Here is a 26,577-nt window from a genome sequence, read left to right as displayed (position 1 = left end):
AAGGTAGGAAACTTCAATGATCCGTTCTGTAGTTCGCGGTTTCGGAGCGGCGCTCCCGAAACGGGTTGTGACCAATCGCGATCTCGAAAGCATGGTCGAAACCTCGGACGAATGGATCGTCCAGCGTACCGGCATCAAGCAGCGTTACATCGCCGGTGAAGGCGAGACGACCGCCTCGCTCGGCGCTGCCGCGGCCCAGGAGGCGCTCGACCGCGCAGGCCTGACCGCAGCCGACATCGATCTCATCATCTGCGCGACCTCCACGCCTGACAACACCTTCCCGGCGACCGCCGTGAACATCCAGAACCGTCTCGGCATGCATCACGGCTTCGGCTTCGACGTGCAGGCCGTGTGCTCTGGTTTCGTCTATGCGATGGCGACCGCCGATCTCTATATCCGTGGCGGCATGGCCAAGCGCGTGCTCGTCATCGGTGCGGAAACCTTTTCCCGCATCCTCGACTGGACCGACCGCACGACCTGCGTGCTCTTCGGCGACGGTGCCGGCGCGCTCATCCTCGAGGCGGCGGAAGGCGAGGGGACCGTCGCAGACCGTGGCGTGCTGACCTCCAACCTGCGCTCCGACGGCGCCCATCGCGAAAAGCTCTATGTCGACGGCGGTCCGTCCACGACCGGAACCGTCGGCCATCTGCGCATGGAGGGCCGCGAGGTCTTCAAGCACGCCGTCGGCATGATCACCGACGTCATCGAGGCTGCCTTCACGGCGACCGGCACGACGGCTGACGATATCGACTGGCTGGTGCCGCACCAGGCCAACAAGCGCATCATCGATGGATCCGCGAAGAAGCTCGGCATTCCCGACGCCAAGGTCGTGATCACCGTCGACCAGCACGGCAATACCTCGGCGGCGTCGATTCCGCTGGCGCTCGCCACCGCAGCCGGCGACGGCCGCATCAAGCAGGGTGACCTCGTGATGCTGGAAGCGATGGGTGGTGGCTTCACCTGGGGCGCCGTGCTCGTTCGCTGGTAGCATTTGAAACCCTAAAAATTGCGCACCGACAAGGACTTGACCGTCGCGGCCAAGGGCAATAGTCTCTGCCCAATTCAACAAGATCATTGATTTAGGCGGGCGAGAACAATGGCCGGGAAGACAGTGACGCGTGCGGATCTGGCAGAATCAGTCTTTCGCAAGGTCGGTCTTTCCAGAACGGAATCTGCCGAGCTGGTCGAGACCGTGATTGACGAGATCTGCAACGCCATCGTGCGTGGCGAATCCGTCAAGCTTTCGTCTTTCGCGACCTTCCAGGTCCGCAGCAAGAACGAACGCATCGGCCGAAACCCGAAAACGGGCGAGGAAGTGCCGATCTCGCCGCGTCGCGTCATGACCTTCAAGGCGTCGAACGTGCTCAAGCAGCGCATCCTGCGCGCCCATATCGCCCGCAAGGCCAAGCAGAAGCCCGCGAACCCCGCGGCCTGATATCGGCCAAAACCGGTGGAGCATTCGCTCGCCGGCCACCCAGCGCTTGAAAAGCCATCCTCAAACCGTTGAAATATGACCCGAGTCGCGCGCCCGCGTGACGATCGAGGAGCGCGCTGTGATGCAGTTGGACAAGAGCCCGGATGCTTTCCGCACCATCAGCGAGGTGGCAGATGATCTCGATCTGCCGCAGCACGTCCTGCGCTTCTGGGAAACCCGCTTTCCGCAGATCAAGCCGCTGAAGCGCGGCGGTGGTCGGCGCTACTATCGTCCTGATGATGTCGAACTGCTGAAGGGCATTCGCCACCTGCTCTATGATCAGGGCTACACGATCAAGGGCGTCCAGAAGCTTCTCAAGACGAACGGCAACAAGTTCGTCATGGCGGTCGCCACAGGCGATGTCGCGACCATGGAGGCCCTCGTGGCCGCCAACGCGTCCAAGGCGGATGAGCCCAAGGTCAATCTCGACGAGGACCAAGTGGTCGGTCGCCCCAAGGTCCGTGCCAGCGGCCGATTCTTCGGTTTCGGCAGCAGCGCCAACGACGACGCTCCGGAGATCTCGGTCGGCAAGGGTTCGGTCGGCAAGGAAGATCGCGCATTGCTGCAGGAAGCCCTCTTCGATCTCCTGGAATGCAAGCGCCTGCTCGATCAGGTACGCTGACGGCGCGGGCGTAAAGCCTGCCCGGCGTTCCCCCGTGGAACATCGAAGCGCTCCGGGGCGTTCTGGCACCAAACGCAACCACTGCGAGGTTCCATGAAGCGTCTCCTGATAACGATCCCCGTCCTCTCTCTTCTCGCCGTGATCCCGGCCCATGCCCAGCAGGCGCAAGTGGCGGCCACGGCCACCGGTTCGACCGAGGCAAGGCCCACAACGGTAGAGGATGCCTGCGCCTTCGTCGCCAAGAGCGTGCTGATGGTCAAGGATCTCAAGATCGGGGTCGTGCAGGCCTTTCCGGAGCTCGATCCGCCGGGCGCCCGCCTGACTTATTCGACGCGAATGGATTCAGAGCCGGATGACATTTCGGACGAGATCGAATGCCAGTTCGAGCGCGACGCCGATCCTCTTCAGGTCACCAGATTCTGCATGGAATCGACCTGCTACGCTGCCAACAGCGAAGAGCCCGAACAGCGTCGTCGCTTCGAAGAAGTCCGCGCCCTGATGCAAAGGCTCAACTGACAATCCGCGCATTTTTTCCCGTCGCCGGGAGTTTCCCCTTGCGCGGGAATAGTTCACTGGCTAAAGGGAACTTGCTGTCGGACGGGTCTGTCATGACCGACATTTTCTTGAGATCAATTGGTCTTGGGGGATTTCGGAACAACAGGTTCAGTCGATTTGCCGGTGACGGAATGTAGCGCAGCCCGGTAGCGCACTTGACTGGGGGTCAAGGGGTCGTGGGTTCGAATCCCGCCATTCCGACCATTTTGCTCGACGGATCAAGCAGTTGGTCACGTCGAACAGGTCTAAGGACCGGGTATCTTCGAGATGCCCGGTCTTTTTTTATGCTCGCATTGTGAGCCACTTAGCGCCCGACATGTGAAATCGCCGGTTTTCTTGACGGAACGTCCTTCGTTTGCTGCATTGCAGCATTATATTGGAGGGAGTGCGACGAAAGCTCTGATCCCATGCGTTTCAAGTTCTCCATGTTTCCGCTCTCCGCCATGCTGCGCGGTCATAAGCGCCTTCGCCGCAACCTTGAAAAGGCTTTGCCGAAGATAAGGCTGCCGGAGGCGCCCAAGGCGCCGAAGCCGCGGACTTCGCGCTCGACGCTGGTTGAGGTTCGTGCCTTCGGCAGCAATCCCGGACGCTTGCGGATGCTGGAATATGCGCCCGCGGTTCGGCGGGAGCCGGCAACGCTTGTCGTTGTCCTGCATGGCTGCCTGCAAACGGCCGAGCAATATCATCGGGGTAGCGGCTGGAGCCGGATCGCCAGGGACAAGGGTTTCGTGTTGCTCTATCCCGAGCAAACCAAGTCGAACAATCACAACCTGTGTTTCAACTGGTTCCGGCCAAGCATGGTCGCGCGGGATCGCGGCGAGCTGATGTCGATCCGCCAGATGATTGAGCACAGCGTCGAGCGGCACGGCATCGCCCGCGACCGCATTTTCATTCAGGGCCTTTCGGCCGGCGGCGCCATGGCCAATGCCATGCTGGTCACCTATCCGGATCTCTTCGCAGCTGGACAGGTGGTTGGGGCGCTGCCCTATGGCGCTGCGCGCGATGCGCTGTCGGCGCTGTCGGTCATGAAGTCCGGCAGCCGGCGTAGCAGACAGGAATGGGGTGACCTGGCACGGGCGGCGAGCGGCGAGGGAGAAAGTGTTTTGCCCGCCGTTTCGATCTGGCAGGGCAGGGCGGATCGCGTCGTCTCACCGCTCAATGCGGAGGCGGCGCTGTCTCAATGGCTGGATCTGCATGGACTGGATGAGGACGCTGGAGAGCGTGAGACAGGCCCCCAGGGGACGAGCCTGCTTTGGCGGGATGCCGATGGGAGAACGCTGGTCGAATACCGCCTTTTCGACGGGCTGGACCATGGTCTCCCGGTGATTGCCCGCCATGCGAGCCAGAAGCGCCAGCCCTATATGCTTGAGGGCGCCATCGGCGCCCCCCAGCAATTCTATGAAACCTTTATCCGGCGGCGTGTCGTGGCTGCCAGGGGACAATCGATCAGTTCTCCTCGATCGAAACGCCGTTCTGGCCGATCTTGAGTTCGACACCATCGGGCTGCTGCTCTTCCTGGTAGACATAGATGCCGAGGCCGATGACGGCAACGACGAGAGCGCCAATGATGAGGTAGAGGCCATTGTTTCGGCTCATGAAAATCTCCTGTTCGATTGTTTCGGACAGGAAAAGCCGCAAAGCTCCTTATTGTTCCATCGCCATATCGGAAAAACTCAATCGTCGTTGGCGGCGGTCAGTTCTTCCGGCCGCATGCCGTCGTCGCTGACCCGTGCAGACAGGCGCAAACCTTCGCCGCCCGGCCCGGCTTCGCCTGGTCCCAGAAAGCTGACGCCAAGACGCTCCAGGGCGGCTTTCAGGGCTGCATGCTGCTGCGGGGTCGCGTCATGGCCGTTCTCAGCCTCGATCTGCAGGATGAGGAGTGGCGGCACGCCGCTTTCCTGACCGATCCTGTCGATGGTGAGGTCGAGCATGGCGCGAGCGGCGCGTATCTGGGCGGGAGTGATCATCTATTAAGTATGGGGCGCTGGGAGATTAATTCAATCCACAGTGGTCCCGTATCGATCAGGCATGTCGTCGTAGGGCCCGCTGATGCCGCCATTCTGCGGCTCCACAGCCCCAGACGATCCCGAGCACGAGGTAAAAATGCCGCCAGTGATCGGTGTCGATCACGGCCCCGATCAGCATGTGACCAAGCAGCACGATCCAGGCGATCATCAGATAGGGTTGCCACGGCCTGTCCCGCAGCATGTAACGAAAACCCATCGCCACGGTCCAGCCGATGAGCGTGATGTAGGACAGGAAGCCGATCCAGCCATAGGCCATCAGCGACTTCAGATAGATGTTGTGCTCGTCCTCGGGGAAGATCTTGCCGAACATCATCGGGCCAATCCCGAGTGGCTTTTCCATCGCCATCTCGAACCCTAGTCGGTGGCGCGCGAAACGACCGAGATGGCCGCCGTCATATTCCTGCACGAGCTGGGTTCGGGTCTCGAAGAGACCACGGACCTTCTCGAATTGCAGAGCCACCAGCAACGCCATGACCATGGCGATGACGGCCGTCAGCGACAGGACCAGGATCTTCAGGCGAAACGCATTGGTGCGCTCCTTGAGCAGCATCACGAAGACCAGAGCCATCGCGCAAAATAGGAAAAGCCCCCAGGCGGCACGCGAGAAGGAGAGGAAGACGGCAAAGGACAGGATCAGGATTCCGAGGATCCGAAGCGGCGATTCGAGCAAGCGGCCTTTCAGCATCCCGTGCAGCAGGTACAGCATGGGTGCGACAAGAAAGGGGCCGAAGACATTCGGATCCTGAAAGGCGCCCATGGCGCGGTCGTAGCGCGTGAAAACCTCGGAGCCCGGAAAGGCATGGAAATAGCCGAGGATGCCGAGCATGCCGGTGATGATCGCAGCCGCGACCCAGGCCTGGAAGATGAGTTTCAGCCGCTGCGGCCGGTCTTCGATCACAGCGGCATAGAAGACTGCCGTCAGCGCGAGAAAGATCGACACCGCAACATAGAGAACCTGCTCGGTCAGAATGGTCGGCAGCATCGTGATCGCCAGCAGACCGCCGACATTGAAGATCAGCAGGAGGGCGAGCAGGGGGGCAATGGCGCGCGAGATCTTGAGACCGAACAGGAACCACAAGGCGACCTGGCCGACCATCAGCAGTTCATAAGGGGCAGGCTCGGAAATGACGAAGCCCGACAGGAAGACGCCGAGCGCCATGATCCAGGAGACCATTAGCTGGACGGCAGCGGCCTGCGGGTTGAATGGCCGGATCTGGGCGTCGACGGCACTCAATAAGCGTTTTCCGTGTTCAGGAGCTTGATCGGCGTCAGGAACAGGATCTTGAGGTCGAACCAGAGCGACCAGTTCTCGATGTAGTAGAGATCATAGGCCGTGCGGAACTTGATCTTGTCGTCGGTGTCGATCTCGCCGCGCCAGCCATTGATCTGCGCCCAGCCGGTGACGCCTGGCTTCACCCGGTGGCGAGCGAAATAGCCTTCGACGATTTCGCCGAAGGTCTTGTCGCGCGTCTGGCCGAGGATGGCATGCGGGCGCGGGCCAACCAGCGAAAGATCGCCGCGCAGCACGTTGAAGAGTTGCGGCAACTCGTCGATCGATGTCTTGCGGATGAAGCGACCGACCCGCGTCACGCGCGGGTCGCCCTTGGTCACCGCGTTCTTGGCCGTCGGATCGCTCATCTCGGTATACATCGACCGGAATTTCAGGACGTTGATCACCTCGTTGTTGAAGCCGTGACGCTTCTGCACGAAGAAGATCGGGCCCTTCGAGGTCGTCTTGACGGCGATCGCCGTCGCGATGAAGACCGGCCAGAGCAGGCTCAGCGAAAGCAGGCTGAAGAAGATATCGAAGGCGCGCTTGGCGACCGAATCCCAGTCCCGGATCGGCTTGTCGAGGATGTCGAGCAGCGGCACCGCCCCGACATGTGAATAGGCGCGCGGGCGGAAACGCAAATTGTTCGAGTGGGCTGCAAGGCGGATATCGACCGGCAGCACCCAGAGCATCTTGAGGAGTTGCATGATGCGCGCTTCGGCGCTCAGCGGCAATGAGATGATCAGCATGTCGATATGCGCAAGCCGGGCGAATTCCACGAGCTCAGCAACAGTCCCGAGCTTCGGATAGCCGGCCACCACGTCGGGCGAGCGCGCAGCACTCCGGTCGTCGAAGATGCCGCAGATACGGATGTCGTTCTCAGGCTGCTGTTCCAGCGCACGGATCAGGTCCTTGGCCGGCTTGCCGCCACCAACGATCACGGCGCGCCGCTCCATCACGCCATTGCGTCCCCAGCGGCGGATCGCAAGGCCGATCAGATTGCGTTCGACGAGCAGATAGCCAGCGCCGACCCCGAACCATGCGGCAAGCACGCCGCGATAATAGGGGTCATGGTCGACGAAGAGCAGATTGACCAGCGCAACGACGCCGAGCGATGCCATCCAGCTTCCGAGCACCCGCGCCATCGAGCCCATGGGCGAGCGCAGGATCGAGACGTGATAGCAGTCGCTGGCCTGCATCAAGAGGAGCGCGAGAAGGGCGCCTGCAAAGCCGCTGATGCTGGTGTCGAGGAAATGCGCGCCGGGATCCTCGGCGAGGAAGTAATTGGTCGCGAGCGCGATCCCGAGCAGGCTGAAGAATTCCAGAAACCGCAGCTGGCCGATCACGATCGACGGCGAATAGTTCGCCATGGCGTACTGGCCGGCGATCTGTCGGGCAAGTGCGCTGATCTCGGCCTTGCGCTCTCCGCCCACGTTGTCGGGAGCGCCGACCGTCGTCTGACCGCGACGCAGGGCGTCAAGATCGAATGCCTCGGGTTTGTCGACCTTGTTCATATCTGGATCTCGCACGTGTGTGCGCAGAGACTAGGGCCAAGGTCCTAAGAAACGCTTTAGGACCCCTCAGAAACAGGGTGGAGATGTCTTAGTCCGGCACATCGGCCCTTCAAATCCGCGCGAGTTGTGCCCTGTAGAGCGCTTCCATTTCCTGGGCCATGACGACGGCCGAAAAGCGGGACCGAAAGGCGTCGGCGGTCGGCATGGTCCGCTTTGACCAACTGGGGTCGGTGAGCGCCTTGGCCATGGTGGCGCCGAAGAGATCGGCGCGCCCTGGCTCAATCAGGGCTTCGCTGTCGCTGCCGAGGATCTCGGGGATCCCACCGACACGCGATGCGATGATCGTCTTCTCGGCAGCCAGAGCCTCGAGCACGATATAGGGCATGGCTTCCGCCCGCGATGGGACCACGACGATGTCGGAGAGGGTGAAGGCCTGGGCGATCGGCATGGCCGGACGGAAGGTGAGCCTGCGCCCGAGACCCTTCTGCTCGACCATCTGGCGATAACGGTCGAGATCCGGACCATCGCCGACGATCACCCCGCTCAGCGGGCGTCCGACCAGGCGTTCGGCTTCGGCAAAGGCGTTGATGAAGACATCCGGACCCTTCAGGTCACGCAGCATGCCGATATAGGCGAAGTCGACACCTTCGGCCTCGACCGGAATGCGGCCGAAGTCGCGTTCGCTGATGCCGTTGTAAATCCGTGTGGCCGCACAGTGCGCTTTGCCGATCTTGGTCTCGTAGGTGGCGCGCTCATAATCGCAGACGAAAGAGATCGACTCGGTCATGCGCTCAAGAATGCGCTCGGCCATGAACACCCCCTGGCCTGACAGTGACCCGCTCGAAAAATGCAGGCTGCCGCCATGGGGCGAATAGAGGCGGGCGACGCGATACCTTCGAACCCGCAGCAGTGAGCCGATCAATCGTGCGATCACGCCGCCCTTGGCGCCATGACCGTGCAGGATGTCCGGCTGCAATTCCTTGATAAGTTTGTACGCTTCAATGAGCGCCGCCATGTCCCCGAGGCCGACCGAACGGCCGATCGGGAAGCGTGTGACGCCGAGCGATAGAAAGGGCATGATCTGGTCGAACAGGCGGTCCTCATGCGCGCCGCCCGTCGAGCTGTCGCAGAGGATGCCGACCTGATGACCGGCTGCACTGTGCAGTTCGGCCAGATCGCGCACATGACGAAAGATCCCGCCGACGGGCGATCGAAAACAATGCACGATCCGCAGGGATTGGGCTTCGGCCATCGATCAGAACAGCCGCTCGCGAACGTAGACGGTATCGCCGGCAAGGATCGGATCGGTGATCGGCACGCGACCGGTGATGATCTGGCCATTGATCTTACGCGTCACGTCGACATCGCGCTGGTTCGCCCGGCTGTTGAAGCCGCCGGAAACGGCGATCGCGTTGAGGATCGTCATGCCAGGCACATAGGCATACTGGCCGGGCTGGCCGACCTGACCCATGACGAAGATCGAGCGATACCGATCCACTTCGATCGAGACGTCAGGATCCCGGAGGAAGCCCTGCTTCAGCTTCAAGGCAATTGCGCCTTCAAGCTGGGTGAGCGTGGCGCCACGGGCTGCGACCTGCCCAACCAGCGGGAATGCGATATAGCCAGCCTGATCGACGGTATAGGTATTGGTGAGGCTCGCCTGTTCGAAGACAGTGATCCTCAGCCGGTCGCCGCTGTCTAGGCGGTAGGGTTGGATGGTCGCTTCGTGAAACACCTTCGGCGCGGGTTTGTAGCTCGCGCAGCTCGTCAGGGCGACCGACAGGAACGCGCTCGCGACCAGTACCATCGCCTGTTTGCCGACCATCGCCATGCGCTGTTGCGCTCCCACTGAATTTACATCTTCGTTGGCCTGTTATCGAATGGTTAGGGTTAATGCCGGGTAAACACCCGACGGCCAAAGACCCTAAACCAGGGCGCAAAACTGGAGGGATGATGATTAACCCTTGAGTTACCATGATCCTTTACTTTCGCGGGCGAGATGTACCGGGAGTCTGTGATGCCGAGTGTGGACCGCGATCAACATGATGTCGATATCGACCTCGCCCAGCTTTTTCGCGCCGTCTGGCAGCGGAAGGGGAGGATCCTTGCGGCGACCGCGCTGGTTGGTGTGCTGGCCTTTGTCGGCGCCAATGCCATTTCTCCCAGCTACAAGAGTGATGCCAAGCTGCTGATCGAGCCGCGCGAGCCGAATTTCTCGGCCTCGGGGACCGCGTCTTCCGCCGTCGAGCCGATGCCTGATGAGCTCAACATCGCAAGCCAGGTCCAGCTTCTCCAGTCCGTCGATCTGATCAAGCAGGTTGCCCGGGATCTGAAGCTGCATGAGAGGACCGAGTTCGATCCCGATTCCAGCCCCTCTGCGATGACAGATTTTCTCGTGCTCTTCGGCCTGACCAGCAATCCGCTCGAACTGCCTCCCGAGGAGCGGGTGATCAAAGCCTTCAAGGAAAAGCTCAACGTCTACCAGGTCGACAAGTCGCGCGTGATCGGGATCGAGTTCACCTCGAAGGATCCGAAGCTCGCAGCCGCCGTGCCGAATGCGATGATGGACGTGTATCGCTCCTTGCAGAGCGGCGCCAAGCTCGACAGCAACTCCGATGCCGTGCGCTGGCTGGAGACCGAGATCGCCAATCTGCGCGAAAAGGTTCGTGAGGCCGAGCAGAAGGTCGCCGAATATCGCTCGGCAGCGGGCCTGATGTCGCTTGGTTCCGACCAGAGTTCCTTCACCGGCAAGCAGCTCTCCGACATCTCCACGGAGCTTGCACGGGTGCGCGGTGAACGGGCAAGCGCCGAAGCGACGGCTGAGAACCTGCGCGCGAGCATTAAGGCTGGCAAGCCCACCGAAACCCTCGACGCCATCGCACGCTCCGAATCGATCCAGCGCCTGAAAGCGACGGAATCGCAGATCCGCGGTCAGATTTCTGATCTGTCGACGCGTTTGCTCGAAGGCCATCCGCAGATGAAGGCGCTGCGCGCGCAGCTCGCCGGCATTCGCGACCAGGTGCAGTCCGAATCGCTGCGGGTCGCCGAAAGCCTCGACAACCAGGCGGCCGTTGCCCGCGAGCGCGAAACCCAGCTGCTCGCCCAGATGAACACCCTTAAGGCGGATACCGCCCGAGCAGGCGAGGATGAGGTGGGCCTGAAGTCGCTAGAGCGAGAGGCAACTGCACAGCGCCAGCTGCTCGAAACCTATCTCGCGCGCTATCGCGAAGCATCCTCGCGTCTGGAAAAGGGCTCGAGCCCCGCCGATGCCCGGGTGATTTCCACCGCCATCGAACCGCAGGAACCGAGCTTCCCCAAGGTCCTGCCAATCACCATCGTTGCGACGCTCTCGACACTGATCCTTGCAGCGGTCGCCGTCATGCTGGCCGAGCTTTTCAGCGGGCGCGCCCTGCGTCCGACCGGCGCAGTGGCCCCGATGCTTGCGGGTCGCGACGAGGACGAGATCGCAGAACAGGTCACACCCGTCGAGGCGCCCCGCGCACGAACCAATGACGAGACTTCCGCAAGCCTTCTGAATGTCTCCGCCGATGAGGATCTCGTCGACGAGATGGAGCAGGCCGTCGCCATGGATGTGCCGCCAGCTCAGCCGACGGAAGAGCCGGACGAATTCTCCGTCGCCTCAGTGGCCGATTTTCTTCTTGAGCAGCAATCACGGATCGCCTTTGCCATCTCGCCGTCGGGTGACGATGGGTCCGAGGGAACTGTTGCCCTTGCGCGCGAGCTTGCCGATCGCGGTCATCGGACCGTGCTTGTCGATATGACCGGTTCGGCCTGCCCGACGCGCCTGATGGCATCGTGGCGTGATCTTTCCGGCATCACCGATCTCCTGACCGGCGAGGCCGCTTTCGCCGACTGTATCCATCCGGACCGTGCATCGGCAGCCGATATCGTGCCGCAGGGCAATGCCGATATCCGTCAGGCGATGCGCGGGGCAGACCGCCTTTCGATGATCGTCGATGCGCTCTCGGACGTCTATGATCTGGTGCTGGTGGAGTGTGGCCCTGCCAACGCCCAGGGTGTCGCCCGGCTGAGCCGCAACGATCGCCACGATATCATTCTCTCTGCCCCGCAGCCCGAAGCGCAGGAACTGGCCGAGATCATGATTGCCTTCGAGGATGTCGGCTACAGGGACCTGATCCTGCTCTCGGTGAAGAACCCGCCGGAACGCAGGACGCGCAACGCCGCCTGATTGGGAAGTAGGCAGGCCGGCACAGGGCCTGCAGACACTCGGTCAGTCGCTCGTTTTCGGCGCCGGGGCGATGGTGCCTTGAGCTCGTAGTCTCTGGATCAGCGCGTAGAGATGCGGATTGCCCTTGATCAGGGTCTTTGTCCTGGTCAGGCTGCGGTGGGTCATGGCGGCGATATGTCCGGCGGGCCGAAGCGGCAGCAGAAGGTCGTGGTGGACCGTTTCGACCGTGCACCAGCGCCGCTTGTAGTCCTGATCGCCGATACCGAAGTCAAAAAGTGCGCCGCCGGTCAGGGCGCTGCGCTCGACCACCAGCCAGAACAGCAATTCCCCCGGGCTCGCATCAGGCATCAGGCTGTCATCAATCGAGCCGAACTGGCAGATCACATGGTCGCCCTTGCGGGAAAGCCCGGTGATCGCCGCGATCTGTCCTTCGTGTTCCCCCTTTAGCCGGATCGCATGCAGTTCGAGCGGAACGTCGCTCGAGCCATGGTCGCTTTCGAGCAGCATGTGAAAGAAGGCCTGCGTTTCGGCGGGCTGGAAGACATTCGGCAGGCCGCCGACGGCAAATCGGGCGGCCTTCTGCTGGAAGAAACATTCGAGCAGGGACTGCTGGTCGCTGAGCTTCTTCGGCCGGATATGGTCGAAGCCGCCGGCCGCTTCCAGCTTGCGGGTCTGGGACCGATACTTCTTGCGCCGGCTCTTTGCGTTGAGCGCCGCAATCGTTTCGTCCATGGTCGCGGCCAGCGGCAACTGGAACGAGGCGTTCTGGTTGCGGATGCCAGGAAGGCCGGCAAGCGGATGTCGCTCGCCGCGCCAGACGAGCGGCACATTGGTCAGGCTGAGAAGGTCGGCATCGTTGCGCAGGACCTCGACAAGCAGTGCCTCAAGGTCGGGCGCGGCAATGTCTACGGCAGCACGGCGGAAAGCAGCACTGAAAAGGCCGCTGTTGAAATTGGTGAAAGCCGAACCGATGAACTGGGCGCTGCGCACCAGATAGTGGCGCTGGATCTCAAGCGGCAGCAGGAAAGCGACGTCGCCGTTCAGACGGCCTTCGACGATGGCGAGCGGGTTTCCATGCGTTTCAGTCCAGGCGCGACACCAGTCATATCCCTGATGCAGGGAGTTCCACGGGTCTGCCTCGAGCATCCGCCATTGGCGCTCAAGCGGCGCCATGCGATGGTGTAGGGTGAGGGTGAGCCGACCCGCCGCAATATCCAGCGTCGCCCGGTCCCGGCCGACAGCGACACGGTCCTCAGGCAGATCTTCGGCAAAAGCCATTGCATCATGGCGCATATGGGCCCGCATGTACCCTATCCCATCCGGTTTGAGAGACGAGCGGGAGCTTAGGTAGACACTGCGAACAAACGGTTATCGCCGTGAGAATCCGGCCAATGGCCGCATGCGAGGGTAAAGGCGGAGTTAATCCTTGTCCGGCTTGTTGAACGGACCCGCCATCCATCTGATCACCAGCATGGCGGGGATCACCCAGAGCAGGCCTGTCAGCAGGAAGTAGAGGAGATGCCCCCACCACGGAGCGGTGGCGAGCGTTGCTGAGGCGATCGTGGTCGCGAGAAGGGCATAGATCGACACGATCAGGATGATCAGGATCGTACCGATGAAGGATCTGAACTTCGGGCGCTTCGTCATGCCATTGTCCTATCGAACGTCGCGCGGTTCCGCGACGCGACCGCTTGCCGCAAACCGGCGGGCTTGTTTTGCACGGCTGACTGATGCAAATCAACGGGCGAAAAGAGGATTGACGAATGACAGCTGTGTTGACCGGAACCGAGTTGCAGGTGCGCAAGGATATTGCCCGCGTGGATGCTGACCGCAAGGCGGTGCGCATATGGCTCGGCGTGGTGATCTTTGCGCTCTTCTGTCTGGTGCTGGTGGGCGGCGCGACGCGGCTGACCGACTCGGGCCTTTCGATCACCGAGTGGAAGCCGATCCATGGTGTCATCCCGCCGTTGACGGTCGCCGAATGGGAAGAAGAGCTCGAACTCTATCGCCAGATTCCGGAATATCAGCAGATCAACAAGGGCATGAGCCTCGACGAGTTCAAATTCATCTTCTGGTGGGAATGGGCGCATCGCCTGCTCGCCCGAATGATCGGCCTGATCTTTGCCCTGCCGCTCGCTTACTTCTGGCTGCGCGGCAAGATCGAGCCCGGCCTGCGCGCGCCGCTGGTCGGTCTTTTGGGCCTCGGTGGCCTGCAGGGCTTCATCGGCTGGTGGATGGTCTCCTCAGGCCTCAGCGAGCGCGTCGATGTCAGCCAGTATCGTCTGGCCGTGCATCTGATGATGGCCTGCTTCATCTTTGCGAGCTGTGTCTGGATCTTCCGCAGCCTTTATCCGCACACGGATGATGCGGCCCCGACGGAAAAGAGCCGCCTCTTTGCCGGTGTGCTGTTGATCATGACCTTCGTGCAAATCTATCTCGGTGCGCTCGTCGCAGGACTGGACGCCGGCTACAGCTACAACACCTGGCCGCTGATGGACGGTGCTTGGGTACCGCAGGGTCTCTTCGTCCAGGCGCCCGCCTGGATCAACATCTTCGAGAACCCGAAGACCGTCCAGTATATCCACCGCATCGGCGCCTATATCCTCTGGGCGGCAGCACTCATGCACATGGTCCAATGTCTGCGGGCCGCCCCTCAGACGACCCATGCCCGCCGCAGCGTGGTGCTCTTCGCGCTGATCAGCATCCAGGCGGTCATCGGCATCGTCACGCTCGTCACGCAGGTTCCCCTACATGCCGGCGTCACCCATCAGGGCATGGCGCTCGTGTTGCTGGCTTTCGCGGTAGCTCATCTGCGCGGCTTCTATGGCGAGCGCGCCAAGCCGGTGCTGGTCGAGGTCCACGACTAAGCGTTATCAGCCAAAGCGATAGGCGGAGTAGGGCTTTCCGAGGAACTCACCTCGGAAGACCTGCCGCCCCGGATCCGAACCCGCTGCACCGGACGCCACGAAGAGCGGCACGAGGTGATCGTGATCGGGCACATGGCAGGCCAGCGCATCCGGGTTCTGGTCCCAGGTCGAAAGGACTTCGGCCCGTGCTTCCCCATCGGGGGCAGCCACAGCTTCCGTCAGCCAGTCGTCGAACCGGATCGCCTGTTCCGCATGGGAAGGCTCGGCCTGCCGGAACATCCGCATGTTGTGGTAGCTCATGCCCGAGGCGATGATCAGCACGTCCTCGTCGCGCAAAGGTGCAAGCGCCTTGCCGATTGCGATATGGCTTTCGACGTCCAGCGTGCTCTGCAGCGAAATCATCGTGATCGGTACATCCGCATCCGGGTAGACCAGCATGAAGGGGATGAACACGCCGTGGTCGAAGCCACGGTTGTCATCCTCGGCGCTGTCGATCCCGGCCGTGGCGAGCAATGCCCTTGCACGGGCGGCAAGGTCCGGCGAGCCCGGGGCAGGGTAGGAGAGCTCGTAGGTGTGCGGCGGGAAATTGTAGTAGTCAAAGAGCATGCCGGGCTTTGCAGCTGTGCTCACCGTCGGAACCGGTTCCTTTTCCCAGTGGCCGGACACGACGAGCACGGCCTTCGGCCGGTGTCCGATCTCAGCATCGAGACCCTGCAGGAAGGCGCGCAGGTCGTCCCAAGGCGCCTTGCCTTCGTTGTCGCGCGGGAACTCCATGAACGGCCACGGGCCGCCGCCATGGGGGATGAAATAAACCGGAAGACGCTGGCTCATTGAGGTTCCTCACTTTCGCAAGGACACTATCACCCTCGATCGTTACCTAGAATAAGGTGGTTGATCGACATTTCGTTCGCTATTTGTGAACGCTGGAAGGCTTGCGAGGTCGACGCGACCGATCCCCGCAAGCCAATTCTGTTCCTCACCCTCAGGCCGAAAGCATCAGGTCCATGTTCTGCACGGCCGCCCCTGACGCACCCTTGCCGAGATTGTCGAGCAGCGCCACCAGATTGACATGCGCGCCACCGGGCGTGCCGAAGACGAAGAGCTTCATCGTGTCCTGACCGACAAGTTCTTCGGCATCGACGCGCGGCAGCTTGGCGCTATCCGCAAGCGGTACGACGCTGACGATCTTCTGGCCCGCATAATGAGCAACGAGTGCTCCATGGATGCTGTCCACCGTTGTGCCGGCGGCGAGGTCTTCGAGGAAGAGCGGAACCTGAACGATCATGCCCTGTGCGAAGCGACCGACGGAGGGAGCAAACAGTGGCGCGCGGTCGAGCAGGCCATGGGTCTGCATTTCCGGCACATGCTTGTGCTTCAGCGTCAGCCCGTAAAGGAAGTTGTTGGCAGCCAGATGCTCCGGATGGGTCTTGTCCTCCATCTGCGCGATCATCTGTTTGCCACCGCCGGTATATCCCGAGACGGCATTGACCGAGACCGGATAGCCGTCCGGCAGGATGCCGGCGGCGCGCAGCGGCCGGATGAGGCCGATCGCACCCGTCGGATAGCAGCCCGGGTTGGAGACATAGCGCGCAGCCTGGATTTTCGCCTTCTGGGCCTTGTCCATTTCGGCAAAGCCATAGGCCCAGTCCGGATGCACGCGAAACGCCGTGGAGGCGTCGAGCAGGCGGACATTGTTGTTTGCGGCCGTCATCTCATAGGCCTGCTTCGACGCATCGTCGGGCAGGCAGAGAATGGCGATGTCGGCGCTGTTGAGCATGTCCTCGCGCATTTTCTCGTTCCGCCGCTCGGCTTCCGGGATAGACAAGAGCTCCAGATCATGGCGGTCGGCCAGGCGCGTGCGGATCTGCAGACCCGTTGTGCCGTGTTCGCCGTCGATGAAGATCTTCGCTGCCATTTGTCTAGTCCCGTTAGAGGTTTGGATGAGATTGCGGAATCTGATTGTGAGTGTGTTGAATCAATGTGTCAGGCGCGTGTCGCAAGCTTTTCCGCGCGCAGGCCCAGCATATACATTGCAACCGTCGCACCGGCAATTGCGGTGATGTCGGCATGGTCATAGGCCGGCGCCACCTCGACGACATCAGAGCCGCGGATATCGAGGGCCCCGAGCTTGCGCAGGACCGAGAGGATCTTGGCCGAAGAGGGGCCGCCTGCGACCGGCGTGCCGGTTCCAGGCGCATAGGCCGGATCCAGGCAATCGATGTCGAAAGTCAGATAGGTTGGAGCCGTCCCGACATGCGCGAGGATCGCATCGGCGATCGCCTGGGCACCCATGTCCTCGACCTCGTAGCCAGGGATGATCCGGATGCCGAAATCCTCAGGCGCTTCCGTGCGGATGCCGATCTGGATCGACTTCTTCGGATCGATCACGCCCTCGCGCACGGCGCGGCAGACGAAGGAGCCGTGGTCGATCCGCTGGCCATCATCGTCCCAGGTGTCCTGATGCGCATCGAAATGCACGAGCGCCAGCGGTCCGTGCTTCGCGGCATGGGCTTTCAGCAGAGGCCAGGTGACGAAATGGTCGCCGCCAAGGCCAAGTAGATAGGCGCCGGACGCAATGATCTTTGCGGCTTCCTGCTCGATCAGGCCAGGTGTGTGCTGGTGATTGCCGTAGTCGAGCAGCACGTCGCCATAATCGACGACGGCCATCTGCTCGAAGAGATCACGCGCAAAGGGATATTGCGGATCATTGTCGAAGATCGCCGAGGCGCGGCGGATCGCCTGAGGTCCAAAACGGGCGCCCGGCCGGTTGGAAACGGCGGCATCAAAGGGAATGCCAAGCACGACCGCATCGACGTCGGTGAGGTCCTTCGAATACTTCCGCCGCATGAAGGACAGCACGCCCGCATAGGTCGGATCGGTCGCCGCACCGCGCAAGCTCTTTGCGGTAAACGCGTTGTCGATCGATTTGCTGGCCATGATGTTCTTCTCCCTCTGAAAAATTTGATCAAATTAGACGGTCGGCTTCCTTGGTCAAGCCTTGATCCTTGGCGATACGGCTGGCGGGGCGGAGGAAAACAAAAAAAAGGCGGAGCCGAAGCCCCGCCTTGATTTCCGTTTCCGGTTGTCCAGCGATTAACGCTTGGAGAACTGGAACGAACGACGGGCCTTCGCCTTGCCGTACTTCTTACGCTCGACAACGCGGCTGTCGCGGGTCAGGAAGCCACCCTTCTTCAGGACCGGACGCAGGCCCGGTTCGAAGTAGGTGAGGGCCTTCGAGAGACCGTGACGAACTGCACCGGCCTGGCCGGAGAGGCCGCCGCCGTGAACGGTCGCGATGATGTCGAACTGGCCGTCACGGGCCACTGCGACGATCGGCTGCTGCAGGATCATCTGCAGGACCGGACGGGCGAAGTAGGTGCGGAATTCGCGGCCGTTAACGGTGATCTTGCCGGTGCCCGGCTTGACCCATACGCGGGCGACTGCGTTCTTGCGCTTGCCAGTGGCGTAGGAGCGACCCAGCGAGTCGACCTTGCGGACGTGAGCCGGAGCTGCGTCCTGTGCCGGGGCAAGGTCCTTCAGGGAAGAAAGATCGGCCATACTTAGGCGCTCCTTGTGTTCTTGCTGTTCAGCGAAGCGACGTCGAGAGCGACGGGCTGCTGGGCTTCATGCGGGTGGTTGACGCCGGCGTAGACGCGCAGATTCTTCATCTGGCGACGACCGAGCGGGCCACGCGGGATCATGCGCTCGACAGCCTTCTCGAGAACGCGCTCCGGGAAGCGGCCTTCGATGATCTGGCGAGCCGTACGCTCCTTGATGCCGCCCGGATAACCGGTGTGCCAGTAGTACTTCTTGTCGGAGTACTTCTTGCCGGTCAGAACGACCTTCTCGGCATTGATGACGATGACGTTGTCGCCGTCGTCAACGTGGGGGGTGTAGGTGGCCTTGTGCTTGCCACGCAGGTGCATGGCGATAATGGTGGCGAGGCGGCCGACAACGAGCCCTTCGGCGTCGATGAGGATCCACTTCTTCTCCACCTCTGCAGGCTTCTGAACGAAGGTAGACATTGAGGTCTCTTTCCGTGTGATCCTGCGGTCCCCTGAGAGGAAACTGCAGGCGTTTCTTGTTGCTTGTAAGCGCCGTTTTCGACGCAAAAAGAAAGCGGTCCCGAAGGGCCGCGTTCCGGGGAGGGGTATAGAACCAGTGGCCTGGAACGTCAAGATCGCGGGATCCGGCAGGCGCCCGTAGAAGGTGAGCAATTACAATCACTTAGGTTTGTGGTATTATTTTACCGCATATCGACTCCCGCACCGCGAGGGTTCTGATGCGCTGAAGTCGGTAAGATCCGTAAAGAAAGAGATTATTCTACCAGCCGCACAGAATGGAACGGGCGTATCAATAGCGCCTGTCTCAACCTATGATTTTGCTAATATGTGCGCGAACATAATGAAAACATAAACCGAACGTATCGGCAGACACCCTCATACGGAGATCGCAATGTCGCTGGAACGTCGAATCTCGCTTATCACCCTTGGCGTTTCTGACGTCGCCCGCAGCACTGAATTCTATGGCCGACTGGGCTGGACGCGGTCTTCCGCATCCAACGACGACGTGACCTTTATCCAGTTGAAGGGAATCGTGCTCGGGCTGTTTTCGCGCGCCAGCTTGGCCGCCGACGCCCATGTCGAGGATACGCCCCCGGGGTTTTCGGGCGTGACGCTGGCCTACAATGTCACGAGCGAGATCGGCGTCGAAGCCGTGGTGAAGTTTGCCGTATCCTGTGGTGCTAGACTGGTGAAGGCACCCGAAAAAGTCTTCTGGGGTGGATACTCCGGCTATGTCGCCGACCCGGATGGCCACCTCTGGGAAATCGCCTACAATCCCTTCTTCCCTCACGATGAACACGGGCATGTGGTCCTTCCGGAGTGATCCACGGTATTTGAGGTAATTCGGTGCGCGGTCGTTAAGCGGCCTAGGCTAATCTGTAGTTGGGACAAGATGGACGGGTAAATCAAAGGCCTTCGCAGGCCGGGAGGAACGTCCATGAACCATGACACCTACCTGAACAGCTATCTCGCCGACATTCTCGCCACGGCCAAGAACGTGGCCGTCGTCGGCGCATCGACCGACGACAAGCGCCCCAGCCACTGGATATCAGGATTTCTGCTCGGCAAGGGCTATCACGTCTTCCCCGTCAATCCGCTTCATCGCGGTGAAATGATCCTCGGCAAGCGCGTCTATGGCTCGCTCGCAGAGATTCCGGAACCAATTGATCTCGTCGATGTCTTTCGCCGTCCGGAGCATCTCGACAGCATCGTCGACGACGTGTTGGCGATGTCGCAACGCCCTCAGGCAATCTGGTGCCAGCTGGGTATCCGCAACGATGAGGCAGCGGCACGGGCTGAGGCCGCCGGCATCAAGGTGGTGATGAACCGCGCCCTGGTTTGCGAATATCCGCTGGTCTACGAGCGCATGCATGCAAGCTCAGCCCAAGGTCATGCGGCCTGAGCCAACTGGAAGGCCTCAGAACCGGACGATCGGCTTGCCGAAGCGTCGCGGTTCGGGGTCATAGGGCTGGCAATTCAGGACCGGGCACCGATCGGTATCCCGCGTCGGCACATAGGCGCGCTCTGCATATTCGTGTGGCGAGCACATCGCGCTTCGGGTCACGTAGCGATCGTAGAGCGTCATGCCCTGGACCCGCGTCGACGGGTAGCGCAGGATGACGGCGCCCTCGTTAATGACGCGCTGGCGCGCCTGGTCACAGGTGAGCGCCGTGGAATTGTAACGCGAGATCGCCAAAGCTGGCTCTGCCAGCACGGTGGTGGCGATCGTCAGGATGGCAAGCTGGGTCATGCGCATGGCCGTTCTCCTTCTGGCGCTCGATCAACGTGTGGGCGGGCAGGGCGGTTCCGCCTTGTTGCTGCCGATCGCCACACCATCTAATCCTCATGCTACGACAGTTGAGGAGATGCAGATGGCTGATCACGATCATTATAGTGCCGAATACCTCAAGGGCATTCTCGGCGAGGTGAAAACCATCGCATTGCTCGGTGCCTCGCCCAAGCCGGACCGTCCGAGCTTCGGCGTCATGCGTTTCCTGTTGTCAAAGGGTTACACGGTCTATCCGGTCAATCCGGGACAAGCCGGCAAGGAAATCCTCGGCCAGACCGTCTACGCCACGATGGCCGAGATTCCAGAGGTGATCGACATGGTCGACGTCTTCCGCGCGCCGGAATATCTCGGCGAGGTGGTGACGGAGGCACTTGCGCTGCCGAACCGGCCCAAGGTGATCTGGGGCCAGCTTTCCGTGCGCGACGATGAAGCCGTCAAGCTGGCCGAAGAGGCCGGCATCCGCGTGATCATGGACCGTTGCCCGGCGATCGAAATCCCCAGGCTTGGGCTTTAAACGCTTAGGCCCCGACCAGCAGGTCCGGATTAGCGCGCAGCGCGTTCAGCGTATCGGCATTGCCGCAATAGTCGACAAAGCTCTGTTCGGCCTTGCCTTGATGCAGGTGCTGACGGCAGGTGTCCTTGGACGAACACTGCGCACAGGTGACCTGCATGTCGCGGAACACCCGGCGCATGCGGAATTCGACCTCTGCCGGATCGATGTTCAGTGCCCGCATCATGGCTGGCATTTCGTCGGCGGCATGCGGGCCGGCCTTCACGAGCGCCAGCAACTGATGCGCGCTGATTCCGCAATCATCGGCAAGCGCCTCGACTTCTGCATCGGACAAAGCGGCGAGCATGTCGCTTTCATTGGCGGTTTCGAAACCCTGGGCGAACCAGGAGAGGATTTGCTGCACGGTGTGGCGGACCGGATCGGCGATCGTGAGTGTCATGGGGCTCTCCTTCGATTGGAAAGAGAATGCCAGCAAGTCGCGGCATCGCATTGACCTCGATCAAGTATGAATTTCCCGAACACCCCCGCACTTTGGAATAATCCGGGCTGACATCGGGCGGCGACTGATTATGATCCGGCCCGAAGTCAAAAAGGGAGGACCAAACAATGTCGGAGAACAATCCGGGTTTCGCCACGCTTGCCATCCATGCCGGCGCCCAGCCGGACCCCACCACGGGCGCCCGCATCACGCCGATCTACCAGACCACGGCCTACGTCTTCAACGACTCGGACCACGCCGCAAATCTCTTTGCCCTCAAGGAGTTCGGCAACATCTACACCCGCATCATGAACCCAACCCAGGGCGTTCTGGAAGAGCGGATTGCAGCGCTCGAAGGCGGCACGGCAGCACTCGCGGTAGCCTCGGGTCATGCAGCCCAGCTTCTGATCTTCCACTCGCTGATGCAGCCCGGCGACAACTTCGTTGCGGCGAAGAAGCTCTATGGTGGCTCGATCAACCAGTTCGGCCATGCCTTCAAGAATTTTGGCTGGCAGGTCCGCTGGGCAGACCCTGCTGACCCCGAGAGCTTCGCCGCTCAGATCGATGACAAGACCAAGGCCGTCTACATCGAGAGCCTTGCCAACCCCGGCGGCACCTTTGTCGACATCGAAGCCATCGCCGAAGTCGCCCATCGCCACGGTCTGCCGCTGATCGTCGACAACACCATGGCGAGCCCTTACCTCATCCGCCCGCTGGAGCATGGCGCCGACATCATCGTCCATTCCGTCACCAAGTTCCTTGGCGGTCACGGCAATTCCATGGGCGGCGTCATCGTCGATGGCGGCACCTTCGACTGGTCGGCCAAGCCTGGCAAATATCCGATGCTGTCCGAGCCACGCCCGGAATACAACGGCGTTGTCCTGCACCAGACCTTCGGAAACTTCGCCTTCGCCATCGCCTGCCGCGTCCTCGGCCTGCGTGACCTTGGGCCCGCCATCGCTCCGATGAACGCCTTCCTTCTGCTGACCGGCATCGAAACCCTGCCGCTGCGCATGCAGCGCCACTGCGACAATGCCATGAAGGTCGCGACCTGGCTGAAGAGCCACCCGAAGGTCGCCTGGGTCAACTATGCTGGCCTTCCCGACGATCCGAACAATGCGCTCCAGAAGCGTTACTCGCCGAAGGGCGCCGGGTCCGTCTTCACCTTCGGCATTAAGGGCGGGCTCGAAGCTGGCAAGGCGCTGGTCGGTGGCTTGAAGCTCTTCTCGCACCTGGCCAACATCGGCGATACCCGCTCGCTGATCATCCATCCGGCGTCGACGACCCATGCGCAGCTCTCCGAAACCCAGCAGATCGCAGCCGGTGCTGGGCCTGACGTGGTGCGCCTGTCCATCGGCATCGAGGATGCCGAAGACATCATCGCCGATCTCGAGCAGGCGCTGGCCTCGGCCTGATCTACCTTTCAGCGGCGGTGCAAAACACCGCCGCTCGTTTACCTGGAGACCATAATGAGCCTGTCCCTGCCATTCGATCCCTCAACAGTCACGCCGGAAGAGGGCGCGCCTGCGCCGGACCGCCTGATTTCAGGCGACCCGCGCTTCACCACCTGGAACATCGAGGAAGCCGACAGCGGCATCTATGCCGGCATCTGGCAGTCGACGCCGGGCAAGTGGCGGATCGTCTACGATGAATGGGAATACTTCCACATTCTCGAAGGCCACTCTGTTGTCACCGAGGAAGGCAGCGAGCCTGTTCACTTAAAGGCAGGCGACCGCCTGATCCTCAGACCCGGCTTCAAGGGAACCTGGGAAGTGCTTGAAACGACTCGCAAGGATTATGTCATCCGGCTTTAGAGGGCATGGCATTTCTGGCGTCTGATGTGCGGCAGGTCACTGACGGTCGGTCGACGGTCGCGCCAGGAGGCTGCCATTATCTTGCAGCGCCAGGTTACCTGAATGAACATGTTTCGTATCGCCCTCATCGTCATCGTCGGACTGTCCCTAACCGTCGGTGGCCGCTGGTATGCCTATGTCAGCAACACCAGCAGCCCCTATGAAGAAGTGGGAATCGAGATCAACAGCCGACTTCCGCACCTTCTCCGCAAATGGGGATGCGATCGGCTGCAGCAGTCTTTTCCGGACAGTGTCCCGCCCTACGGTTGCGGCGCCCCGGATAGCCGGAGCTGGATCTGAACGACTGCAGGCGGACTAGTAGGTGATCAGCCCGCTTTCAGACGTGCCGCTGCCGCCTCGTGCTCGGCGGCCATGGCGGCATCTTCGGCGGACACCTTCTGAACACTAGCTCTACCGTCGATGCGGGCCATATAGGCCTGAAACGCCGGGCGGGCCTCGACAAGGCCGAACATCGTAGTCCAGCGCAACGCAATCCCCCAGAGCAGATCAGCGGCCGTAAAGCGCTCGCCGAGCAGGTAAGGGCCTGTCTTGAGCGCTTCCTCCAGCATGTCGATCAGCGACTCGTATCTGGCATAGGGCGTCTCGTTCATCGATCCCGGCTCGCGTTTCAGGAAGCGATCGACCACCGCGGGTTCGAAGCAGCTGCCGTAGATGAACAGCCAGCGCAGATAAGCGCCGCGATCCGGATCCGTGAGGGCAGGGGCAAGGTCCGCTTCGGGGAAGAGATCTGCGAGATAAAGGTAGATGGCGCCCTGTTCGGTGACGAGCGTGTCGCCGACACGCACCGCCGGCACCTTGCCGAGCGGATTGATCTCAAGATAGGCCGGCTGCCGCTGCTCTCCCGCCTTCATATTCAAAACATGCATAGCGTACGGCACCTTCAGTTCCTCGAGCAGCACGCGTGCGCCCGTGGCGCGGGTCTGGGGCGAGTAGAAGAGGGTGATCGGCTGGTTCTTGGTCATCGTGTGTCTCCCTTTGGAATGCACCACGCCAGCGAGGCGTTGAAAGGAGAATGCGCCGGCATACCTGTCAGATTATGTCAGGTTGGTTTAGCATACTTGCCCAAACAAGGATTTCTTGATGCGGGCGAGCCGGCTCATCAACATACTGACGACCTTACAAGCGAAGGGGCTGGTGACCGCCGAGGCTTTGGCCGAGGAAAACGACGTCTCGGTGCGCACCATCTACCGCGATATCGATGCGCTCTCGCTGTCCGGCATCGCTGTTTACAGCGAACGCGGCTCCGACGGTGGCTACCGCCTGCTGGACGGGTACCGCGTCCGTCTGAACGGCCTCACCCCTGCAGAGGCGGAGGCCATGTTCCTCTCCGGTATCCCCGGTGCCGCTGCCGATCTTGGCCTCGGCTCGCTGATGGCCGGCGCCCAGAAAAAGCTCACCGCCGCCTTGCCGGAGGATCTGCGTGAAAGCGCGCGGCGCATGCAGTCGAAGTTTCATCTCGATGCGCCCGCCTGGCTCGCCGAGGGTGAGCAGCCCGTCTACCTACAAGCGATTGCGGATGCGGTCTGGAATTCCAAGCGCATCCGCATGCGCTATCGCTCCTGGAAGGCGGAGAAGAACCGCGTCGCCGAACCGCTCGGCATCGTGATGAAAGGCGGCGCCTGGTATCTCGTGGCCCGGGTCGACGACACACCGCGTACCTATCGCATCTCACGAGTGTTGGACCTGATCGTCACCGAAGAGCGCTTCGACTGGCCGAGGGACTTCGATCTCGCTGAATACTGGAACGAAAACACGCGTCGGCTTGAACTGGAACTCTACCCAAACTGGGCAGTGATCCGCCTCTCACCTTGGGGCCTGAAAGAAATCGAGCACATGGCGCCGCCTTACGTCCGCGCCAACCTCGAATTTATCGGCGAACCCGATGAGCGCGGCTGGCGCATGGTTCGGCTCCCCGTGGCACATGAGCGCATGGCCGTTTCGGAAATGCTGAAGCTTGGAACGGAAGCCGAGGTCCTCGACCCGCCAGACCTGCGTCTCGCCATGCGTCAGGCCGTCGAAGCTCTGACGGCCCGCTACGCCGATGCAGCCGACCTCACCAGGTGAGGTCGAGCTGCTCCAGGCCGTGGAAATGATAGACGTCCTTGACCGTGGGCGTCTCGGCGATCTTCAACCCCGGCAAGCGCTTGAAAAGCAGCGGCAGCACGATGTTGAGTTCGAGACGCGCGAGTGGCGCGCCGATGCAGAAATGAATGCCGGCGCCAAAAGAGAGATTGGCCCCTTCATCGCGACCCGGCTTGAATGTCAGCGGGTCCGGAAATTTCTGCGGATCGAGATTGGCGGCAGCGAGGATCAGGCTCACCTTGTCGCCACGCTTGAAGGACACGCCGTCGATTTCGCAAGGCTCCAGGCACCAGCGCTGGAAGATATGCACCGGCGCGCAGATCCGAAGCGTCTCCTCGACAGTCCGCTCCGTCGTCTTCTCGTCGGTGAACAGCGTTGCGGGATCAATCCCGCTTTCGAGGATCACCCGCACCGAATTGCCGATCTGGTGCACGGTCGCCTCGTGGCCGGCATTGAGCAGCACGATCGTCGTCGAGATCAGCTCGTCCTCGGTGAGGAACTGCCCCTTGTGCTCCGTGTGGATCATGTGGCTGAGCAGATCGTCGCGCGGCTCGGCGCGTCTCTCAGCGATCACCTCGCGCACATAGTCCGCGAACTCCTTGGCAGAGCGATCAGCTGCCTCCTCGTCGGCGCGGGTCCGCTTGAACATGTACATGCCGACATAATCGTGGCTCCATTTCAGGAGCTGCGGGCCCATGTCCTCGGGGATGCCGATCATCCGTGCGATCATCGTCACCGGAATGATGTCGGCAAAGCTGGCCAGAAGCTCTGTCCTGCCATCTTTCTCGAAATCGTCGATCAGCCGGTTGGCAAGCGCCTCGATCTCCGGGGTCATCTTCTCCACGTGGCGGGAGACAAAGGCGCGGTTGACGAGGGTCCGCAGCCGCGTGTGCTCCGGCGGCTCGATTTCGAGCAGCGAATGCTCCTCGGCCTTGTCGAAATGCCGGGTGTGCTCGGCGGGTTCTGGCATGCCCAGCTCCTCGCGCGTCGCAATATGCAGGATCTGCCGGCCGAAGCGGCGATCGCGCAGCAGCGCATTCACATGGTCATAGCCGGTGAAGAACCACTGCTTCTGCTCCTCCCAGTAGAAGGTCGGACATTGCGCATGGAGCGCCGCGTAAGTGCGGTTCGGATCGCCATAGAAGGCGGGATCACGAGCGTCGAGCGAAACCCGGCGGGTGGCCGGATCGATGGAGAGGAACGAGGTCTGTGTCATGCTGTCCTGTTTAGTCTTTGCAGT

General features: G+C 61.5%; 31 protein-coding genes and 1 tRNA gene. 15 read left to right on the top strand and 17 right to left on the bottom strand.

Going from position 1 to position 26,577, the window contains the following annotated elements:
- The first annotated feature begins 16 nt into the window (after positions 1-16).
- From C0V73_RS17680 to C0V73_RS17655, 6 genes are all read left to right on the top strand, one after another.
- Positions 17-988, top strand: a complete 972-nt coding sequence (locus C0V73_RS17680; RefSeq protein WP_102021333.1) for a beta-ketoacyl-ACP synthase III — start codon at positions 17-19, stop codon at positions 986-988.
- 108 nt (positions 989-1,096) lie between these two features.
- Positions 1,097-1,435: an integration host factor subunit alpha gene (locus C0V73_RS17675; protein ID WP_006727522.1), complete on the top strand. Its 339-nt coding sequence runs from the start codon at positions 1,097-1,099 to the stop codon at positions 1,433-1,435.
- Positions 1,436-1,562: 127 nt separating this feature from the next.
- Positions 1,563-2,096 carry a MerR family transcriptional regulator gene (locus C0V73_RS17670; protein WP_102021703.1) on the top strand — a complete coding sequence of 178 codons (534 nt, stop codon included), beginning with the start codon at positions 1,563-1,565 and terminating at the stop codon, positions 2,094-2,096.
- Positions 2,097-2,189: 93 nt separating this feature from the next.
- Positions 2,190-2,612 carry a hypothetical protein gene (locus C0V73_RS17665; RefSeq protein ID WP_102021332.1) on the top strand — a complete coding sequence of 141 codons (423 nt, stop codon included), beginning with the start codon at positions 2,190-2,192 and terminating at the stop codon, positions 2,610-2,612.
- Positions 2,613-2,778: 166 nt separating this feature from the next.
- Positions 2,779-2,855: transfer RNA gene (locus tag C0V73_RS17660), tRNA-Pro, on the top strand.
- A gap of 203 nt (positions 2,856-3,058) precedes the next feature.
- Positions 3,059-4,138, top strand: coding sequence for a PHB depolymerase family esterase (locus tag C0V73_RS17655; RefSeq protein ID WP_102021331.1), 1,080 nt, complete (start codon positions 3,059-3,061; stop codon positions 4,136-4,138).
- Here the strand turns inward: C0V73_RS17655 and C0V73_RS23125 are convergent.
- The 6 genes from C0V73_RS23125 to C0V73_RS17625 all read right to left on the bottom strand — a co-directional run bounded on the left by C0V73_RS23125 (position 4,098) and on the right by C0V73_RS17625 (position 9,293).
- Entirely contained in the window at positions 4,098-4,247 is a 150-nt protein-coding gene (locus C0V73_RS23125) for a hypothetical protein (protein ID WP_172450219.1), read from the bottom strand. The two genes, C0V73_RS17655 and C0V73_RS23125, sit on opposite strands and share 41 nt — an antisense overlap.
- A 77-nt stretch (positions 4,248-4,324) precedes the next feature.
- The gene (locus C0V73_RS17645; protein ID WP_102021329.1) at positions 4,325-4,618 is read right to left on the bottom strand and encodes a hypothetical protein; all 294 of its coding nucleotides are present in this window, start codon (positions 4,616-4,618) and stop codon (positions 4,325-4,327) included.
- A gap of 55 nt (positions 4,619-4,673) precedes the next feature.
- A complete protein-coding gene (locus C0V73_RS17640; protein ID WP_102021328.1) occupies positions 4,674-5,912 on the bottom strand; it encodes an O-antigen ligase family protein in 1,239 nt (412 codons plus the stop codon).
- Entirely contained in the window at positions 5,909-7,462 is a 1,554-nt protein-coding gene (locus C0V73_RS17635; RefSeq protein WP_102021327.1) for an undecaprenyl-phosphate glucose phosphotransferase, read from the bottom strand. Before C0V73_RS17635 ends, C0V73_RS17640 begins: the two co-directional genes overlap by 4 nt.
- A 109-nt stretch (positions 7,463-7,571) precedes the next feature.
- Positions 7,572-8,714: a glycosyltransferase family 4 protein gene (locus C0V73_RS17630; protein WP_102021326.1), complete on the bottom strand. Its 1,143-nt coding sequence runs from the start codon at positions 8,712-8,714 to the stop codon at positions 7,572-7,574.
- A 3-nt stretch (positions 8,715-8,717) separates the two neighbouring features.
- Positions 8,718-9,293, bottom strand: a complete 576-nt coding sequence (locus tag C0V73_RS17625) for a polysaccharide biosynthesis/export family protein (protein ID WP_102021325.1) — start codon at positions 9,291-9,293, stop codon at positions 8,718-8,720.
- Between the two features lie 186 nt (positions 9,294-9,479).
- On the opposite strand from C0V73_RS17625, the gene C0V73_RS17620 reads away from it, so the two are divergent.
- Positions 9,480-11,672: an exopolysaccharide transport family protein gene (locus C0V73_RS17620; protein ID WP_102021324.1), complete on the top strand. Its 2,193-nt coding sequence runs from the start codon at positions 9,480-9,482 to the stop codon at positions 11,670-11,672.
- A 42-nt stretch (positions 11,673-11,714) separates the two neighbouring features.
- Here C0V73_RS17620 and C0V73_RS17615 read toward each other — a convergent pair whose 3' ends face one another.
- Together C0V73_RS17615 and C0V73_RS17610 are read right to left on the bottom strand one after the other, a co-directional pair.
- Entirely contained in the window at positions 11,715-12,977 is a 1,263-nt protein-coding gene (locus tag C0V73_RS17615; protein ID WP_102021323.1) for a GNAT family N-acetyltransferase, read from the bottom strand.
- A 114-nt stretch (positions 12,978-13,091) separates the two neighbouring features.
- Entirely contained in the window at positions 13,092-13,319 is a 228-nt protein-coding gene (locus tag C0V73_RS17610; RefSeq protein ID WP_102021322.1) for a DUF2842 domain-containing protein, read from the bottom strand.
- A 116-nt stretch (positions 13,320-13,435) separates the two neighbouring features.
- Between C0V73_RS17610 and C0V73_RS17605 the strand changes: the two genes are divergently transcribed.
- Complete coding sequence (locus tag C0V73_RS17605; protein WP_102021321.1) at positions 13,436-14,539, top strand: COX15/CtaA family protein; 1,104 nt, start codon at positions 13,436-13,438, stop codon at positions 14,537-14,539.
- A 6-nt stretch (positions 14,540-14,545) separates the two neighbouring features.
- On the opposite strand, the gene C0V73_RS17600 is transcribed toward C0V73_RS17605, so the two are convergent.
- The 5 genes from C0V73_RS17600 to rplM form a co-directional block, all read right to left on the bottom strand.
- Entirely contained in the window at positions 14,546-15,370 is an 825-nt protein-coding gene (locus tag C0V73_RS17600) for a class III extradiol ring-cleavage dioxygenase (protein WP_102021320.1), read from the bottom strand.
- A gap of 151 nt (positions 15,371-15,521) precedes the next feature.
- Positions 15,522-16,454 carry an N-acetyl-gamma-glutamyl-phosphate reductase gene (argC, locus tag C0V73_RS17595; protein ID WP_102021319.1) on the bottom strand — a complete coding sequence of 311 codons (933 nt, stop codon included), beginning with the start codon at positions 16,452-16,454 and terminating at the stop codon, positions 15,522-15,524.
- Positions 16,455-16,522: 68 nt separating this feature from the next.
- Positions 16,523-17,476, bottom strand: coding sequence for an agmatinase (gene speB / locus C0V73_RS17590; protein WP_102021318.1), 954 nt, complete (start codon positions 17,474-17,476; stop codon positions 16,523-16,525).
- 156 nt (positions 17,477-17,632) lie between these two features.
- Entirely contained in the window at positions 17,633-18,097 is a 465-nt protein-coding gene (gene rpsI / locus C0V73_RS17585; protein WP_102021317.1) for a 30S ribosomal protein S9, read from the bottom strand.
- A gap of 2 nt (positions 18,098-18,099) precedes the next feature.
- On the bottom strand, positions 18,100-18,564 hold the full coding sequence (rplM, locus tag C0V73_RS17580) for a 50S ribosomal protein L13 (protein ID WP_102021316.1): 465 nt from the start codon (positions 18,562-18,564) through the stop codon (positions 18,100-18,102).
- A 430-nt stretch (positions 18,565-18,994) separates the two neighbouring features.
- Here rplM and C0V73_RS17575 point away from each other — a divergent pair, with 430 nt between their 5' ends.
- Positions 18,995-19,426: a VOC family protein gene (locus tag C0V73_RS17575; RefSeq protein WP_102021315.1), complete on the top strand. Its 432-nt coding sequence runs from the start codon at positions 18,995-18,997 to the stop codon at positions 19,424-19,426.
- Positions 19,427-19,540: 114 nt separating this feature from the next.
- Positions 19,541-20,005 (top strand): CoA-binding protein, encoded by a 465-nt coding sequence (locus C0V73_RS17570; protein WP_102021314.1) that lies wholly within the window; start codon positions 19,541-19,543, stop codon positions 20,003-20,005.
- Between the two features lie 15 nt (positions 20,006-20,020).
- On the opposite strand, the gene C0V73_RS17565 is transcribed toward C0V73_RS17570, so the two are convergent.
- On the bottom strand, positions 20,021-20,359 hold the full coding sequence (locus C0V73_RS17565) for a hypothetical protein (RefSeq protein ID WP_102021313.1): 339 nt from the start codon (positions 20,357-20,359) through the stop codon (positions 20,021-20,023).
- Between the two features lie 115 nt (positions 20,360-20,474).
- On the opposite strand from C0V73_RS17565, the gene C0V73_RS17560 reads away from it, so the two are divergent.
- Positions 20,475-20,906, top strand: coding sequence for a CoA-binding protein (locus C0V73_RS17560; protein ID WP_102021312.1), 432 nt, complete (start codon positions 20,475-20,477; stop codon positions 20,904-20,906).
- A gap of 4 nt (positions 20,907-20,910) precedes the next feature.
- Here the strand turns inward: C0V73_RS17560 and C0V73_RS17555 are convergent, their stop codons facing one another.
- Positions 20,911-21,342, bottom strand: coding sequence for a DUF6455 family protein (locus tag C0V73_RS17555; protein ID WP_102021311.1), 432 nt, complete (start codon positions 21,340-21,342; stop codon positions 20,911-20,913).
- Between the two features lie 167 nt (positions 21,343-21,509).
- Here C0V73_RS17555 and C0V73_RS17550 point away from each other — a divergent pair, with 167 nt between their 5' ends.
- The 3 genes from C0V73_RS17550 (at position 21,510) to C0V73_RS17540 (ending at position 23,534) form a co-directional block, all read left to right on the top strand.
- Positions 21,510-22,796, top strand: coding sequence for an O-acetylhomoserine aminocarboxypropyltransferase (locus tag C0V73_RS17550; protein WP_102021310.1), 1,287 nt, complete (start codon positions 21,510-21,512; stop codon positions 22,794-22,796).
- Positions 22,797-22,850: 54 nt separating this feature from the next.
- The gene (locus C0V73_RS17545; RefSeq protein ID WP_102021309.1) at positions 22,851-23,195 is read left to right on the top strand and encodes a cupin domain-containing protein; all 345 of its coding nucleotides are present in this window, start codon (positions 22,851-22,853) and stop codon (positions 23,193-23,195) included.
- 102 nt (positions 23,196-23,297) lie between these two features.
- Positions 23,298-23,534, top strand: a complete 237-nt coding sequence (locus tag C0V73_RS17540; RefSeq protein WP_348627194.1) for a hypothetical protein — start codon at positions 23,298-23,300, stop codon at positions 23,532-23,534.
- A gap of 26 nt (positions 23,535-23,560) precedes the next feature.
- Here C0V73_RS17540 and C0V73_RS17535 read toward each other — a convergent pair whose 3' ends face one another.
- Complete coding sequence (locus tag C0V73_RS17535; RefSeq protein ID WP_102021308.1) at positions 23,561-24,217, bottom strand: glutathione S-transferase family protein; 657 nt, start codon at positions 24,215-24,217, stop codon at positions 23,561-23,563.
- A 118-nt stretch (positions 24,218-24,335) separates the two neighbouring features.
- Here C0V73_RS17535 and C0V73_RS17530 point away from each other — a divergent pair, with 118 nt between their 5' ends.
- Positions 24,336-25,319, top strand: coding sequence for a YafY family protein (locus C0V73_RS17530; protein ID WP_102021307.1), 984 nt, complete (start codon positions 24,336-24,338; stop codon positions 25,317-25,319).
- Here the strand turns inward: C0V73_RS17530 and C0V73_RS17525 are convergent.
- Complete coding sequence (locus C0V73_RS17525; protein ID WP_102021306.1) at positions 25,309-26,553, bottom strand: cytochrome P450; 1,245 nt, start codon at positions 26,551-26,553, stop codon at positions 25,309-25,311. The two genes, C0V73_RS17530 and C0V73_RS17525, sit on opposite strands and share 11 nt — an antisense overlap.
- Positions 26,554-26,577: the final 24 nt, after the last annotated feature.

It is taken from the genome of Rhizobium sp. TH135, assembly GCF_002855515.1.
Taxonomy (GTDB): domain Bacteria; phylum Pseudomonadota; class Alphaproteobacteria; order Rhizobiales; family Rhizobiaceae; genus Allorhizobium.
This window is presented reverse-complemented; position numbering and strand designations above follow the sequence as displayed.